This window comes from Lysobacter sp. A378 (genome assembly GCF_054052125.1).
Genome location: NZ_JBSVRK010000002.1, coordinates 647,394 through 663,511, shown reverse-complemented (window position 1 = coordinate 663,511; position 16,118 = coordinate 647,394). Strand labels below are relative to the sequence as shown.

Sequence of the window (16,118 nt, the reverse complement as noted above, 5' to 3'; positions counted from 1 at the left end):
ACACCATCCCTACAGGCGCTTCGCCCCCGATCACCCCTCCGGCCGCATGTACGGGAACAACAACACGTCGCGGATTGACGACGAGCCGGTCAACAACATCACCAGCCGGTCGATACCCACGCCCAGACCACCAGTGGGCGGCAAGCCGATCTCCAGCGCGCGGATGTAGTCGGCGTCGAAGTGCATCGCCTCGTCGTCACCGCCCTCCTTCGCCTCGACCTGCGCCTGGAAGCGCGCGGTCTGGTCTTCCGGGTCGTTGAGTTCGGAAAAGCCGTTCGCCAATTCCTTGCCGCCCACGAACAGCTCGAACCGGTCGGTCATGCCGGCATCGTCATCACTGGCGCGCGCCAGTGGACTGACCTCGACCGGGTGCCGAGTGATGAAGGTCGGCTGGACCAGCGTGTGCTCGACCGTCTTCTCGAAGATCTCCAGCAGCAGCTTGCCCCAGCCGTACCCGGGTTTCACTGCGACTTTCAACCGCGTGCAATGGGCGCGCATGGCGTCGATGTCACGCAGTTCCTCGCGTTTGATCTCGGGATTGTGCTCCAGCACCGCGTCGCTCATCGTCCAGCGCCGGAACGCCGGGCCGATGTCGATTGACTGGCCGTCCCAGTCGACCTGGGTGGTTCCCAGAACGGAACTGGCAATGTCTCGGATCATGGCTTCGGTCAGGTCCATGACCTCGTTGTAGGTGGCATAGGCCTCGTACAACTCGAGCATGGTGAACTCGGGGTTGTGCCGGGTCGACACGCCCTCGTTGCGGAAATTGCGGTTGATCTCGTACACCCGCTCCAGCCCGCCGACCACCAGCCGCTTGAGGTACAACTCGGGCGCGACGCGCAGGTACAGGTCGAGGTCCAGCGCGTTGTGATGGGTCGTGAACGGCTTGGCCGTGGCGCCACCGGGGATGTAATGCATCATCGGCGTCTCGACCTCGAGAAAGCGCCGGCTGTCGAGCCACTCGCGCATCGCACGGATGATCTTGCTGCGTTTGACGAACACCTCGCGCGCCTCCGGCGAGACAATCAGATCGACATACCGCTGGCGATAGCGCTGCTCCACGTCGGCCAGGCCATGGAACTTGTCGGGCAGCGGGCGCAACGACTTGGTCAGCAGGCGCAACTGGTCGACCTTGACCGACAGCTCGCCGGTGCGGGTACGGGTCAGGACGCCATGCGCGCCGATGATGTCGCCGACATCCCAGCCCTTGAATGCGGCATACGTATCGCCCAGCGTGTTGGCTTGCAGAAACAGTTGCAGCCGTCCGGACTCGTCCTGGATCTGCACGAAGCTGGCCTTGCCCATCACGCGCTTGAGCATCAGCCTGCCGGCAACGACGACGCGATGAGCCTTGGCTTCCAGCGCCTCGGCGGTCCATTGCCCGGCATCGGCGTACTCCGCCTGCAGGTCGCCGGCATAGTCCGCACGACGGAAGTCGTTCGGGAACGCGATCCCCTGCCCTCGTAGCGCGGTCAATTTCGCGCGGCGCTCGGCAATGAGCCTGTTCTCGTCAGACTTGTTCTCGTCCGGCCGGCTTTCGTCGGACTGGTGGTTTCCATCGTGCGGCATGGCAGGATCGGTCATGGTCATTTCAAGTCACGGATAAGGGAGCTTGCAGGCAGGCACTATCTCGCGTCGGTGCGTTTGGCGCCGACTTCGAGCCCCGCCTTCAGGCTGGCCGAGACAAATTCGTCCAGGTCACCGTCAAGCACGTTCTGGGTGTCGCTGCGTTCCACGCCGGTGCGCAGGTCCTTGATCCGGCTCTGGTCAAGCACGTAATTGCGGATCTGGCTGCCCCAGCCGATATCGGACTTGGTTGCCTCCACCGCATCGCGTACCGCATTGCGTTTCTGGATTTCCAACTCGTACAACTTGGCCGACAGCATCTTCATTGCGCGGTCGCGGTTGGCGTGCTGGCTGCGCTCGGTCTGGCAGGCGGCCACGGTTCCGGTGGGCACGTGGGTGATGCGCACCGCCGACTCGGTCTTGTTGACGTGCTGTCCACCGGCGCCGGAGGAGCGATACACGTCGGTCTTGAGGTCGGCCGGGTTGATGTCGATCTCGATGTTGTCATCGACTTCCGGTGACACGAACACCGAGGTAAAGCTGGTGTGGCGGCGGTTGTCGGAATCGAACGGCGACTTGCGCACCAGACGGTGCACGCCGGTCTCGGTCTTCAGCCAGCCGTAGGCGAAGTCGCCTTCGACCCGGAACGTTGCCGACTTCACCCCAGCGACATCGCCGCCGCTGACCTCCATCAGCTCCGCCTTCCACCCGCGCGACTCGGCCCAGCGCAGATACATGCGCAGCAGGATCTCGGCCCAATCCTGGGCTTCGGTACCGCCGGCGCCGGCCTGGATGTCGACGAATGCGGCGGCGTCGTCCATCTCCCCGGAGAACATGCGGTGGAACTCGAGCTCATCGACATCCCTGGCGCAGGCTTCGATGTCCTCAATCACCGCCTGGGCGGTGTCGTCATCGCGTTCCTGCTCCGCCAGTTCCAGCAGTTCCTCAGCGCCGGTCACGCTCTCGGTCAGGCGGCGGATGCCGTTGACAACCTTGTCCAGCGACGCGCGCTCGCGACCCAGTGCCTGGGCACGTTCGGCATCGTTCCAGACGTCGGGGCTTTCCAGCTCCCGGTTTACTTCTTCAAGACGCTCGACCTTGATGTCGAAGTCAAAGATACCCCCTGAGCGCATCCAGCCGATCCTTGAGATCGACGATGCGCTCGTGGACGGGATTCAGTTCGATCATGTCCGTGATTTCATTGCAAAAGATGACCGTTAATTCTAGCTGATCTGGCGCGACGGTTGGCGCGGGCAACGCTGTGTTTCCGCTGGCAGCACCAGCGCCGCCGACTTTCCCGCTATAAAAGATGATCGGATTCCCACCTGCTTGCGACAAGCGCCCACTTATATGGAATTACCTGCATGAAACCCGAGACGCTCGCTGTCCACGCCGGCTACACGCCAGACCCGACCACCCGTTCGTCGGCGGTGCCGATCTACCAGACGGTGGCCTACGCGTTCGACAACGCGCAGCACGGCGCGGATCTGTTCGATCTCAAGGTGCCGGGCAATATCTACACCCGCATCATGAACCCGACCCAGGACGTGCTGGAGCAACGCGTGGCGGCGCTGGAAGGCGGCGTGGCCGCGCTGGCAGTGGCATCGGGCATGGCAGCGGTGAGCTACGCCATCCAGACCATCGCCGAGGCCGGCGACAACATCGTCTCCACCGCCACGGTCTATGGCGGCACCTATAACCTGTTCGCGCACACCTTCCCGCAGCAGGGTCTGGAAGTGCGGTTCGCCGATGCGGGCAAACCGGAGAGTTTCGCGCCGCTGATCGACGCGCGCACCAAGGCGATCTTCTGCGAGTCTATCGGCAACCCGTTGGGCAACGTCACCGACATCGCCGCGCTGGCCGAGGTCGCCCACGCGCACGGCATTCCGCTGATCGTTGACAACACCGTGCCCAGCCCGTACCTGTGCCGGCCGTTCGAGCACGGCGCCGACATCGTGGTGCACGCGCTGACCAAGTACATCGCCGGTCACGGCAACAGTATTGGTGGCGCCATCGTGGACAGCGGCAAGTTTCCGTGGGCCGAGCACAAGGCGCGCTTCCGCCGCCTGAACGAACCGGACGTGTCCTACCACGGTGTGGTCTACACCGAGGCGTTCGGGCCGGCCGCCTACATCGGCCGTGCTCGCGTGGTGCCACTGCGCAACATGGGCGCGGCGATCTCGCCGATGAACGCGTTCCTTATCCTGCAGGGCGTGGCCACGCTCGGCCTGCGCATGGAGCGCACCTGCGACAACGCGCTGGCGATCGCCCAGCATCTCCAGCAGCACCCAAAGGTGGCGTGGGTGCGTTATGCCGGGCTGCCCGATCACCCCGACCACGCGCTGGCGCAGAAATACATGGGCGGCAAGGCCTCGGGCATCTTGTCGTTCGGCGTCAAGCAACCGGCTGGCAGCGACCCGCGTGCTGCCGGTGCGCGCGTGCTGGACGCGCTGCAATTGTTTACCCGGCTGGTCAACATTGGCGACACCAAGTCGCTGGCCACCCATCCGGCCTCAACGACACATCGCCAGCTCGACGCCGACGAGTTGGCCAAGGCCGGGGTCAGCGAGGACATGATCCGGCTGTCGATCGGCATCGAGCACATCGATGACCTGATTGCGGACCTGGACCAGGCGTTGGCTGCAAGCCCTTGAATCAGCGCGTCAAGCGGCGACCGATGTCGCTCAAGCGGCTTCGCGGTGCACCACGACCAACTGGATAGCGTCGCCGCCGCGGTAGTCGTCGGCTTCCAGCCGGTAGGCGATGCGGACTCGTGCGGACGGCGGCTCGCCGGTCCAGCCGCCAAATTCGATGGCGTTCAGGCGCGTGCGTCCGAGGCCGAGCTCCAGTTTAAGGTGGCGCTCGCCGACCACGCGCCAACGCAGCACGTCAAATTCGCCATCGAACTGCGGCTCGGCAAAGCCCTGCCCCCAAGGCCCGCCATCGCGCAATGCGTCGGCACTACGACGGGTGAACTCCTCGCCCGCCAGTTCGCCGTCGCTGAGGATCTCGGCCTGCAGCAGTTCGGCATCCAGGGTCGCAGCGACGCAGTCGCGGAATGCCTGCGCGAACGCCTCCATCGACGCGGCCGGCAAGGACAAGCCAGCCGCCATTGCGTGACCGCCGAAGCGCTCGACCAGACCGGGGTGGCGCGCATTGACCATCGCCAGTGCGTCACGGATATGGAAGCCGGGAATCGAGCGCGCGGAGCCGCGCAGGGTCGCGCCACCGGGCTCAGCCGGGGCGAACGCGATCACCGGACGGTGCAGGCGCTCCTTCATTTTCGATGCGACCAGCCCAACCACGCCCGGGTGCCAATCCGGGTCGAACAGGCAGACCGCAAGCGGTGTCACGGTGTCCAGCGTCACTTGGGCGAAGGCCACTTCCGCCTCTTCGGTCATTTGCTGCTGGACGGCGCGGCGCTCGGTGTTGATCCGGTTGAGGGTATCGGCGATCTCGCGCGCCTGGTTCATGTCGTCGGTCAGCAGGCATTCGATGCCCAGCGCCATGTCTTCCAGCCGGCCAGCGGCGTTAAGACGCGGCGCGACCGCAAAGCCGATGTCGCTCGCGCTCAGCCGGGCCGGATCGCGCTTGGCGACGTCGATCAGCGCACGCAAGCCGGGGCAGCCCTGCCCGGCGCGCAGGCGACGCAGGCCGGCGGCCACCAAGGCACGGTTGTTCGCATCCAGCGGCACCAGGTCGGCAATGGTGCCCACCGCGACCAGATCAAGCAGCCGGCTCAGATCGGGCCCTTTGCCGTCCATGCCGACATCCAGCTTTCCGGCATCGCGCAACCGCCGGCGCAGTGCGAGCAACACGTAGAACATCACCCCGACACCGGCCAGCATCTTGCTGGGGAAACCATCGCCGGGCTGGTTCGGATTGACGATGGCATCGGCCGGGGGAAGTGTGTCGCCCGGCAAGTGATGATCGGTTACCAGCACTTGCCAGCCCAACGCCTTGGCAGCGGTGATACCGGCGTGGCAGGCGATGCCGTGGTCAACGGTGACCAACAGGTCGGGCTTCAGCGCGGCCAGGTCGGCTACCAATCCCGGCGACAGCCCGTAACCATGAGTCATCCGGTTGGGCACGGCATGCGACACATGGCGGGCGCCCAGCATCCGCAAGCCGCGCACGGCAACGGCGCACGCGGTGGCGCCGTCGCAATCGAAATCCCCGACCACCAGTATGTGGCGGCCACCCGCAATTGCGTCGCCAAGCAGCGTGGTTGCCGCGTCCAGCCCGAGCAATGTATCGGGCGGCAGCAGGTTGGCCAGCTTTGGACGAGCCTGGTCAATGGAGGTTGCGCCGCGGGCACCGTAGATGCGCTGCAACAGCGGCGGGACCTGAGCTGGCCACAAGCTGGAATCCACCACCGGCCGGCGGCGCAATTTGCTGATAGGCGTCATTCCGACGCGGCCGGGATGGCCACGAACGAGCGCCAGGGACGGCGCCAGAACCGCCAGCGCTGCCGGGGTGTCAGCAGGAGCTGGTGGCCATCGGCGAAATCAATCGTGGCGCGCGTCAGCTTGCCGGCCTGCAGATCGACCAGCAGGGGCAACCACCAATCGCGATCAAACACGGCCAGGTCGCGCAGGTGACGCAGGTCGAACAGCTGCCCGCCCTCGCCCGCTTGCCAACACGACGGTAACGGCCCGTTGTGGGCACCGGCGGCGGTCGCAAAGGCGATCAGGGTGTCGTCGTCACTGAACAGGCTTGCGTGGGACGTTCGGACAGAATCCGGAACGCGACTCGCCCCCCAGAACCACAATGAGTTGACCGGTGCCAACCCCGCCGACACACGCTCGATGTTGCGTGGGTGATTGTGCAGGACTACCTGCGCTTCGCTCAGCAAGGCGCGCCAACGACGGCCTTCCGGACCTTCCGGCAACTGATCGAACAAGTCCGCACCAAGTGCCTGGTCCAGCGATGCCATCACCGGCAGCGGTGCGCCCGCTGGCATTTGCAGGTACCAACGGCCCGGATGCGGCGCATCGATCGGAAAACCGATGTCACCGAACAGTGGCTTGAGCGCCGGCAGGAACGCGGCGCTGTCGGCCGCGCTCAGCGACAAGGCATTCCCATGCGACAGCAGCCGGGCACCATTGATGTCGGGTTGGATGTAGACCGGGTCGGCCCGAAGCCATGCGGATCCGACTGCGTCGCCAGCGTCGAGCTGGCGGGTTACCGCTGCTACCGGCCAACCTCGCGGCAGGATGTCGAACTGGCGTGCCACCTGATCGGCCTCGACCCGCGACATGTCAGCACGCCCAAACCATCGCCCGGCGCTTTCCGACAACCGCTGGCCACCAAACCGGCTTCGTGTCGGCAGCAGCAAGGTGACCGCGTTGGTGGTCATCTCAATCGATGTAGCGCACGGCGGCGATCTCGTACTCCCGGGTGCCGGCCGGGGCCTCGATGCTGACCTCGTCGCCCTCGTTGCGCCCGATCAGTGCCCGCGCGACCGGTGAGGAGATCGCAATCAGGCCCAGTTTGATATCCGCCTCCAGGTCGCCAACGATCTGGTAGGTCTTTTGCTCGTCGGTATCCAGGTCCACCAGGTCGACCGTGGCCCCGAACACGATCTTGCTGCCCACGTTGAGGGCGCTGATATCGATGATCTGGGAGTTGGAGAGCTCGCCTTCGAGTTGCTTGATGCGGCCTTCGATAAACCCTTGCTGTTCACGCGCAGCGTGGTACTCGGCGTTCTCTTTGAGATCGCCATGGGCGCGTGCTTCGGCGATCGCATGGATCACGGCGGGGCGCTGGACCGATTTGAGCTGCTCGAGCTCGATTCGCAGGCGCTGTGCGCCCTTGCTGGTGATTGGTGGTTGCATTGATGGATCCTTGGCAGCCTTGGAGCTGCCCGTAGTTAGTACGACAATCGCTTGTATCCGCGGCAACGATTGTGCCCGGATCGCGCGAGTCAAAGCCAGATGTGTCGTCAGGTGGCGTCGACGGCCGCGCCATGCAGGTCTTGCAGCGACAGCACCGGACCGGTGTTGCGGTAATCAAGCGACAACAGCAATGCGCGGGCACCCGAGATGGTGGTCGAATAGGTCACCCGCTGCTGCAGGGCCTCGCGACGGATCGAGAAGGAATCGGCGATCGCCTGCCGGCCCTCGGTGGTGTTCACGATATAAACGATCTCGCCATTCTTGATCAGGTCGACGATGTGCGGGCGGCCTTCATTGACCTTGTTCACCAACTGGCACTCCATGCCCTGATCACGCAGGAACCGGGCGGTGCCACCGGTGGCCACCAGTGAATAGCCACGACGGACCAGGTCTTGCGCCACTGGAAGAACCCGCTGTTTGTCGGGGTCACGAACGGAAACAAACACCTTGCCGCTGCTTGGCAGCGCCTTGATGTCGCCAGCTTCCTGGGCACGTGCCATTGCCGCGCCAAAGTTGAGGCCGACACCCATGACCTCGCCGGTGGAACGCATCTCCGGCCCCAGGATCGGGTCGACGCCCTGGAACTTGGCAAACGGGAAGATGGCTTCCTTGACCGAGTAGTAGCCGGGAATGATCTCCACCGTTGTGCCCTGCTCGGCCAGCGTCTTGCCGGCCATGCAGCGCGCGGCGATCTTCGCCAGAGGCATGCCGGTGGCCTTGGACACGAACGGCACCGTACGCGACGCGCGCGGGTTGACCTCAAGCAGGTAGATCGTGTCCTCGCCCGCCTCGTTGGTCTGGATGGCGAACTGGGTATTCATCAGCCCGACCACGTTGAGCGCCCTGGCCAGAGCGATAACCTGCTCGCGTAAACGGGCCTGGGTATCGGCCGACAACGAGTACGGCGGCAGCGAGCACGACGAGTCCCCCGAATGCACGCCCGCCTCTTCGATGTGCTCCATCACCCCGCCAATCAGCACGTTGCCTTCCTTGTCCGCAATGATGTCGACGTCGACTTCGATCGCGTTGTCGAGGAAACGGTCCAGCAACACCGGCGATTTCTCCGAGACCCGAACCGCATCGCGAATGTAGCGCTCCAGGTCGGCGTCGGAATGCACCACCTCCATCGCGCGGCCGCCAAGCACGTAGCTGGGGCGGACCACCAACGGATAGCCCACTTCACCGGCCAGCAGCAAGGCCTCTTCGGAATTGCGTGCGATCCGATTGGGCGGCTGCTTCAGGCCGAGCTTGTCGACCAGTTGCTGGAAGCGCTCGCGATCCTCGGCCAGGTCGATGCTGTCCGGGCTGGTGCCGATGATCGGCACCCCGGCAGCCTCCAGGGCTTCGGCGAGCTTCAGCGGCGTCTGGCCGCCGTACTGGACGATCACGCCCTTCGGCTTTTCCAGGTCGCAGATCTCCAGCACGTCTTCCAGCGTCAGCGGCTCGAAGTACAACCGGTCGGAGGTGTCGTAATCGGTGGACACGGTCTCCGGATTGCAGTTGATCATGATGGTCTCGAACCCATCCGCGCGTAGTGCCAGCGCCGCATGCACGCAGCAGTAGTCGAACTCGATGCCCTGGCCGATCCGGTTCGGGCCGCCGCCGAGCACGATGATCTTGTCGCGGGCGGTCGGCTTGGACTCGCACTCGTCCTCGTAGGTCGAGTACATGTAGGCGGTCGTGGTGGCGAACTCGGCGGCGCAGGAATCCACGCGTTTGTAGACCGGCCGCACGCCAAATGCGCGTCGAAGGGAACGCACGGCGGTCTCGTCGGTGGCGGTCAGCTGTGCCAGCCGCGCGTCGGAGAAGCCCAGCCGCTTGAGCGCCCGCATGCGAGCGGCATCCAGCGCCGACAGGCCGGCCTTGGCGACTTCAGTCTCCGCGGCGATGATCTCTTCCATCTGGTCCAGGAACCACGGATCCACGAAGGACAACGCGTGCACGTCTTCCACGCTCATGCCGGCGCGGAACGCATCGCCAATGTGGAACACGCGGTCCGGGCCGGGCTCCTTGAGCTCACGGCGAACCTCCGCCATGCCTTCCGGACTGCTCAGATCCAGCCCGGTAGGGTCCAGGCCGACCTTGCCGGTTTCCAGGCCACGCAGTGCCTTCTGCAGCGATTCACCGAAGGTCCGGCCCATCGCCATTACCTCGCCCACGGACTTCATCTGAGTGGTCAGGTGGGAGTCAGCCTGGGGGAATTTCTCGAACGCGAATCGCGGAATCTTGGTAACGACATAATCAATCGACGGCTCGAACGACGCCGGGGTGGCGCCGCCGGTGATGTCGTTGCGCAGCTCATCCAGGGTGTAGCCAACCGCCAGCTTGGCCGCGATCTTGGCAATCGGGAAACCGGTCGCCTTGGAGGCCAGCGCCGAGGAACGCGACACACGCGGGTTCATCTCGATCACCACCACGCGGCCGGTCTGGGCGTTGATGCCGAACTGGACGTTGGAGCCGCCGGTGTCGACGCCGATCTTGCGCAGCACCGCGATGGAGGCATCGCGCAGGCGCTGGTATTCCTTGTCGGTCAGGGTCTGGGCCGGAGCGACGGTGATCGAGTCACCGGTGTGCACGCCCATCGCGTCGAAGTTCTCGATCGAGCACACGATGATGCAGTTGTCCGCGGTGTCGCGAACCACCTCCATCTCGAACTCTTTCCAGCCCAGCACCGACTCCTCGACCAGCACCTCGTTGGTCGGTGACAGCTCCAGGCCGCGCTTGATGATCTCCTCGAACTCTTCCTTGTTGTATGCGATGCCGCCGCCGCTGCCGCCCAGGGTGAAGGACGGACGGATGATGGTCGGATAGCCGACCGTCGCCTGGATCTCGACAGCTTCCTCGAATGTCCTGGCGACCGCGGCCTTCGGACATTCCAGACCGATCTCGGCCATCGCGACGCGGAACAGTTCACGGTCCTCGGCCATCATGATCGCGTCGCGCTTGGCGCCGATCAGCTCGACGTTGTACTTCTCCAGCACGCCGTGATCGGCCAGGTCGAGCGCACAGTTCAGCGCGGTCTGGCCGCCCATCGTCGGCAGCAGCGCGTCGGGACGTTCTTTGGCGATGATCTTCTCGACCGTCTGCCAGTTGATCGGCTCGATGTAGACCGCGTCGGCCATTTCCGGATCGGTCATGATCGTGGCTGGATTGGAGTTGACCAGCACGACCCGATAGCCTTCCTCTCGCAGGGCTTTGCAGGCCTGCGCGCCGGAATAGTCGAACTCGCACGCCTGTCCGATAACGATCGGACCGGCGCCGATGATCAGGACGGTCTGGATGTCGGTACGCTTTGGCATGTCAGTGGTTCTCGGCGTGTTGGTCTTGCATCAGCGCAATGAAGCGATCAAACAAGGGGGAGACGTCCTGCGGGCCGGGACTGGCCTCCGGGTGACCCTGGAAACCGAACACCGGCACACCGGGAATCTCGATGCCCTGGTTGGATCCGTCGAACAGGGAACGATGGGTGGTCCGGACGTGTTCGGGCAACGTCGCTTCGTCGATCGCAAAGCCGTGGTTCTGGCTGGTGATCATCACCCGACCACCCTGGCCATCGCCGCAAAGGTCCTGCACCGGGTGGTTGGCGCCATGATGGCCAAACTTCATCTTCATCGTCCGCGCGCCACTGGCCAGGCCCAGCAACTGGTGCCCCAGGCAAATGCCGAACATCGGGATCCTGCGCTGGATGAATTCGCGGATTGCATTGATGGCGTAGTCGCACGGCTCCGGGTCGCCCGGACCATTGGACAAAAAAATGCCGTCGGGTTCGAGCGCCAGCACGTCGGCAGCCGCCGTCTGGGCCGGCACCACGGTGATCCGGCAGCCGCGCTCGGCGAGCATGCGCAGGATGTTGCGCTTGATGCCGAAATCGTAGGCAACGACATGGAACCTGCCGTCGGTCTTCGAGAACACGTTGTTGTCGAGGTCGAGCTGGCCGTCGGTCCATTCATAGCGCTCGCGGGTACTGACTTCCTTCGCCAGGTCCATGCCCTTCAGGCCCGGAAACTTGCGCGCCGCTTCGATGGCCTGCTCGGCATCGATGTTGTCGCCCGCCATCACCGCACCGCTCTGGGCACCGTGGCTGCTGAGCATGCGGGTCAACTTGCGGGTGTCGACGTCGGCGATCGCGACCACGCCGCGCTGGGACAACCAGCTTGGCAGGGACAGCTGGCTACGCCAGCTACTCGGCCGTCGCGGCATGTTGCGAACGATCAGCCCGGCCGCCCAGATCTGGCTCGACTCGTCGTCCTGGTCATTGATGCCGGTATTGCCGATATGGGGATAGGTCAGGGTCACCAGTTGGCGCGCATACGATGGGTCGGTCAGGATTTCCTGATAACCGGTCATCGCGGTGTTGAACACCACTTCCCCGACCGACAGGCCGGGTGCGCCCATGGAAATGCCCTCGAAGATGGTGCCGTCTTCAAGCGCGAGAATTGCGGGTTGGGTCACGGTGATCGCCTTGGCTGCCAGGGGATGCTGATTCCATCAAGCGCGGCGCGGGTCGAAACTCAGGCTGCAGCAAAGCGCGGACGCGGCTGGGGACCGGTCCGACAAATGGAGTTCAGGCGAACGAGAATTCTAGCGATGAAGTGCGTCCAGCGCCAGCTTTTCGTCCGTTTACTGCCGTGCAGCACCCGGCAGCAGGTCACGCAGCGAATAGCGTCCGGGGCCTTGGCTCGCCAGCCACGCGGCGGCATGCAGCGCGCCCCGGGCGAAGACGTCCCGGTTGGTGGCGCGGTGGGTCAACTCCAGGCGCTCGCCAGATCCGGTGAATTGCACCATGTGCTCACCGATGATGTCGCCGGCCCTCAAGGAGGCATAACGAGGCTGTGCTCCGCCCTGCTCTGCGCGCGCTCCCAGGGCCAGTGCGGTGCCTGATGGGGCATCCAGCTTTTGCGCGTGATGGGACTCGACAATGTCGCAGCTCCAGTCCCCAAGGACCTGTGCAGCGCGTTCCACCAGCTCGGCCAGGACCGCTACACCAAGGCTGAAGTTGGCGGCCCAAAGTACCGGTACACGCGCCGCCGCCGCTTCCATCGCCTCGCGCTGCACCGGTTCCAGCCCGGTCGTGCCCGACACCAGCGCCGCACCACGGTCGGCGCACAGTGCCAACAAGGCGTCGAACCCGGCTGGCAGACTGAAATCGATGGCAACGTCGAAAACCGGCACACCGTTCAGTTCGTGAACCGAGAAATGCGGAATGCCATCGATCACCCGCTGACCAGGCTTGTCGGGTGCGACCGCGGCGACAACTTGCAACCGGTCATGACTGGGCGCCAGCCGCAACAAGGCCTGGCCCATGCGGCCGGACGCGCCGTGGATGAGGATGCGGACGGGGGTGTTGTTCATTACCGCAGGCTATCGGGCTGGCTGCGGGGCGACAAGTACTGATGACTCAGGAAGTCATGCGATCCCAGAAGCCCTTGACCCCATCCATGAATGTCGATGAGCGCGGCGAGTGGCGGCTGGCGCCCTCCCCGGTGAAGGTGGCGTCGAGCTTTTCCAGCAACTCGCGCTGCTCACCGGTCAGGTTGACCGGGGTCTCGATGACGACCCGGCAGTACAGGTCACCGGGACGACGGCTGCGCACCGACTGCACGCCCTTGTCGCGGACCCGGAACAGCTTGCCGGTCTGGGTCTCGGCCGGCACCTTCAGTTCCACCTCGCCGCCCAGCGTCGGCACCCGCACGGTGGCACCCAGGGCCGCCTGGCCCAGGCGGATCGGCAGGTCGCAATGCAGGTCATCGCCGTCGCGCTGGAAGATGTCGTGCTCACGCACGCGCACTTCCACGTACAGATCACCTGGCGGAGACCCGGCTGGGCCTGCTTCGCCCTCCCCGGCCAGACGGATGCGGTCGCCGTTGTCGACCCCGGCCGGAATCTTGACCTGCAGGTCCTTGGTGCTCTCGATCCGGCCCTGCCCGTGACAATCACCGCAGGGATTGGCAATGGTCTGGCCACGGCCGCCGCAATGCGGGCAACCCTGTTGCATCGAGAAAATGCCGCGCTGGAACCGAACCTGACCACGGCCACTGCAAGTGGCGCATGTTTCCAATTTGCCGTCGGCCGAGCCACTTCCGTTGCAGTGATCGCACTCGTCCAGGGTCGGGATCTGGATCTGCTTCTCAATCCCGCCGACCGCTTCCTCCAGCGACAACTCCATCACGTAGCCGATATCGGCACCGCGCCTGGGGCCGCGTGTACTGCCGCCGCCGCCAAAGATGTTGCCAAAGATGTCACCGAAAATATCGCCCATGTCGGCTTGGCCCGCACCGCCGCCACCGCCACCCATTCCGTGCTCGAATGCCGCATGGCCATGCTGGTCATACAAGCGCCGGCGGGAGTCATCGGAGAGGACCTCGTAGGCCTCCTTGCACTCCTTGAACGAAGCTTCGGCAGCGGCATCCCCCGGGTTCCGGTCGGGGTGATACTTCATCGCACACCGGCGATAGGCTTTTTTCAGCTCATCGCGATCGGCGTTGCGGGCTACACCCAGGGCTTCGTAATAGTCGCGTTTGCTCATTTTCTACGGCTTCCCCCACACCCGACGGCAACCCCGGGTACGGTATTGGTGAAACGAGAAGGGTCCGGAAACGCCTGGCGATCCCGGACCCTCACGCCAGACCCCTCAAGCGGAGGGGCCGGATCGACCTACTTCTTGTCGTCGTCGGTGTCGTTGACTTCGGTGAACTCGGCATCGACCACGTCGTCGGCGGCAGCGTTGGCGCCAGCAGCATCCGCGGCGGCGCCATCCGGACCGGGCTGTTGTCCCGGCACGGCGGCAAGCAATGCCTGGACCGACTCTTCCAAGGTCTTGCTCTTGGCCTCGATCTGGCCCTTGTCGTCATTCTTCATCGCCGTTTCCAGATCGGCGATGGCCGTCTCGGTGGCGCCCATCGCGTCACCCGGCAACTTCTCGCCGTGCTCCTTGATGGTGCTACGGGCCATGTGGATCAGGCCATCGGCCTGGTTGCGGGCCTGTACCAGCTCGTGGAACTTCTGGTCCTCCTCGCGGTTGACCTCCGCGTCCTGGACCATCTTCTGGATCTCTTCCTCGGACAGACCGGAGCCAGCCTTGATCTCGACCTTCTGCTCCTTGCCGGTCTTCTTGTCCTTGGCGGTCACATGGACGATGCCGTTGGCGTCGATGTCGAACGAAACCTCGACCTGCGGCATGCCGCGCGGCGCCGGCTCGATGCCCGACAGGTCGAAGCGGGCCAGCGACTTGTTGTAACGCGCCTGCTCGCGCTCGCCCTGCAACACGTGCACGGTGACGGCGGACTGGTTGTCGTCGGCGGTCGAGAACGTCTGCGAGGCCTTGGTCGGCACCGTGGTGTTCTTCTCGATGATCTTGGTGAATACGCCGCCCAGGGTCTCGATGCCGAGGCTCAGCGGGGTCACGTCGAGCAGCAGCACGTCCTTGACGTCGCCGGCCAGCACGCCGCCCTGAATCGCGGCACCCACGGCAACCGCCTCATCGGGGTTGACGTCCTTGCGCGGCTCCTTGCCGAAGAATTCGGTCACCGCTTCCTGGACCTTGGGCATCCGGGTCTGGCCACCGACCAGAATCACCTCGTTGATGTCGCTGGCGCGCAGGCCGGCGTCATTGAGCGCGATGCGGCACGGCTCCAGTGACTTCTTGATCAGGTCTTCCACCAGCGACTCCAGCTTGGCGCGGGTCAGCTTGATGTTGAGGTGCTTCGGGCCCGACGCGTCGGCGGTGACGTACGGCAGGTTGACCTCGGTCTGCTGTGCGGTGGACAGCTCGATCTTGGCGCGCTCGGCGGCGTCCTTCAGGCGCTGCAGGGCCAACGGGTCCTTGCGCAGGTCGATGCCCTGGTCCTTGTTGAACTGCTCCACCAGATAGTCGATGACGCGCTTGTCGAAGTCTTCGCCACCCAGGAACGTGTCGCCATTGGTCGCCAGCACCTCGACCTGCATTTCATCGTCGACCGAAGCGATCTCGATGATCGACATGTCAAAGGTACCGCCGCCCAGGTCATATACCGCCACCTTGCGGTCACCGCCCTTCTTGTCCATGCCGTAGGCCAACGCGGCCGCCGTGGGCTCGTTGATGATGCGCTTGACGTCCAGCCCGGCGATCTTGCCCGCGTCCTTGGTGGCCTGACGCTGGCTGTCGTTGAAGTAGGCCGGCACGGTGATGACCGCCTCGGTGACCGTTTCGCCCAGATAGGCCTCGGCGGTCTTCTTCATCTTGGCCAGCACTTCGGCGGAAATCTGCTGCGGCGCCATCTTCTTGTCGTCGCCGGTCTGCACCCAGGCATCGCCATTGTCATGCGCCACGATGCCGTAGGACACCAGGTCAAGGTCTTTCTGCACCTCGGCGTCGGTGAACTTGCGGCCGATCAGTCGCTTGACGGCATAAAAGGTGTTCTGCGGATTGGTGACGGCCTGGCGCTTGGCCGAGGCACCTACCAGGATCTCGCCGTCCTTGGTGTAAGCGACAACCGATGGCGTGGTGCGGTCACCCTCGGCGTTCTCGATGACCTTCGCCTTGCCGCCCTCCATGACTGCCACACATGAATTGGTCGTGCCCAAGTCGATACCGATGATCTTGCCCATGGTCTTGTTTCCTCTGGAATCCTGGATGTACTGCGAATGTTTTGTGGCGGTGATGCTGCCAATGACTGT

At 64.5% G+C, this 16,118-nt stretch carries 12 protein-coding genes; 1 reads left to right on the top strand and 11 read right to left on the bottom strand.

Translation table 11 applies throughout. The annotated features are described in order from the left end of the window. Window positions 1-30: 30 nt before the first annotated feature. From lysS to ACW7G1_RS09000, 3 genes are all read right to left on the bottom strand, one after another. Window positions 31-1,569: a lysine--tRNA ligase gene (gene lysS, locus ACW7G1_RS09010; protein WP_456979885.1), complete on the bottom strand. Its 1,539-nt coding sequence runs from the start codon at window positions 1,567-1,569 to the stop codon at window positions 31-33. Window positions 1,570-1,625: 56 nt separating this feature from the next. After that, window positions 1,626-2,754, bottom strand: a protein-coding gene (prfB, locus tag ACW7G1_RS09005; RefSeq protein ID WP_456979398.1) for a peptide chain release factor 2 whose coding sequence is annotated in 2 segments (ribosomal slippage) — window positions 1,626-2,678 and window positions 2,680-2,754 — 1,128 coding nt in all. Because the reading frame shifts where the segments join, the coding sequence is not laid out codon by codon here. Then, window positions 2,677-2,904 (bottom strand): hypothetical protein, encoded by a 228-nt coding sequence (locus tag ACW7G1_RS09000; RefSeq protein WP_456979912.1) that lies wholly within the window; start codon window positions 2,902-2,904, stop codon window positions 2,677-2,679. The genes prfB and ACW7G1_RS09000 overlap by 78 nt, the downstream gene beginning before the upstream one ends. 26 nt (window positions 2,905-2,930) lie before the next feature. Between ACW7G1_RS09000 and ACW7G1_RS08995 the strand changes: the two genes are divergently transcribed. Then, window positions 2,931-4,220 (top strand): O-acetylhomoserine aminocarboxypropyltransferase/cysteine synthase family protein, encoded by a 1,290-nt coding sequence (locus ACW7G1_RS08995; protein WP_456979397.1) that lies wholly within the window; start codon window positions 2,931-2,933, stop codon window positions 4,218-4,220. A gap of 30 nt (window positions 4,221-4,250) precedes the next feature. On the opposite strand, the gene recJ is transcribed toward ACW7G1_RS08995, so the two are convergent. From recJ to dnaK, 8 genes are all read right to left on the bottom strand, one after another. Then, window positions 4,251-5,975, bottom strand: coding sequence for a single-stranded-DNA-specific exonuclease RecJ (gene recJ / locus ACW7G1_RS08990; RefSeq protein WP_456979396.1), 1,725 nt, complete (start codon window positions 5,973-5,975; stop codon window positions 4,251-4,253). Continuing rightward, on the bottom strand, window positions 5,972-6,925 hold the full coding sequence (locus tag ACW7G1_RS08985; protein WP_456979395.1) for a phosphoglycerate mutase: 954 nt from the start codon (window positions 6,923-6,925) through the stop codon (window positions 5,972-5,974). Before ACW7G1_RS08985 ends, recJ begins: the two co-directional genes overlap by 4 nt. Window position 6,926: 1 nt before the next feature. Further along, window positions 6,927-7,403, bottom strand: a complete 477-nt coding sequence (gene greA / locus ACW7G1_RS08980; protein ID WP_456979394.1) for a transcription elongation factor GreA — start codon at window positions 7,401-7,403, stop codon at window positions 6,927-6,929. 107 nt (window positions 7,404-7,510) lie between these two features. Further along, a complete protein-coding gene (gene carB, locus ACW7G1_RS08975; protein WP_456979393.1) occupies window positions 7,511-10,762 on the bottom strand; it encodes a carbamoyl-phosphate synthase large subunit in 3,252 nt (1,083 codons plus the stop codon). Window position 10,763: 1 nt separating this feature from the next. Beyond that, window positions 10,764-11,915, bottom strand: a complete 1,152-nt coding sequence (gene carA, locus ACW7G1_RS08970; protein ID WP_456979392.1) for a glutamine-hydrolyzing carbamoyl-phosphate synthase small subunit — start codon at window positions 11,913-11,915, stop codon at window positions 10,764-10,766. A 168-nt stretch (window positions 11,916-12,083) separates the two neighbouring features. Beyond that, on the bottom strand, window positions 12,084-12,815 hold the full coding sequence (gene dapB, locus ACW7G1_RS08965; RefSeq protein ID WP_456979391.1) for a 4-hydroxy-tetrahydrodipicolinate reductase: 732 nt from the start codon (window positions 12,813-12,815) through the stop codon (window positions 12,084-12,086). A gap of 46 nt (window positions 12,816-12,861) precedes the next feature. Further along, on the bottom strand, window positions 12,862-13,989 hold the full coding sequence (gene dnaJ, locus ACW7G1_RS08960) for a molecular chaperone DnaJ (protein WP_456979390.1): 1,128 nt from the start codon (window positions 13,987-13,989) through the stop codon (window positions 12,862-12,864). A 128-nt stretch (window positions 13,990-14,117) separates the two neighbouring features. Then, on the bottom strand, window positions 14,118-16,049 hold the full coding sequence (gene dnaK, locus ACW7G1_RS08955) for a molecular chaperone DnaK (protein ID WP_456979389.1): 1,932 nt from the start codon (window positions 16,047-16,049) through the stop codon (window positions 14,118-14,120). Window positions 16,050-16,118 lie beyond the last annotated feature (69 nt).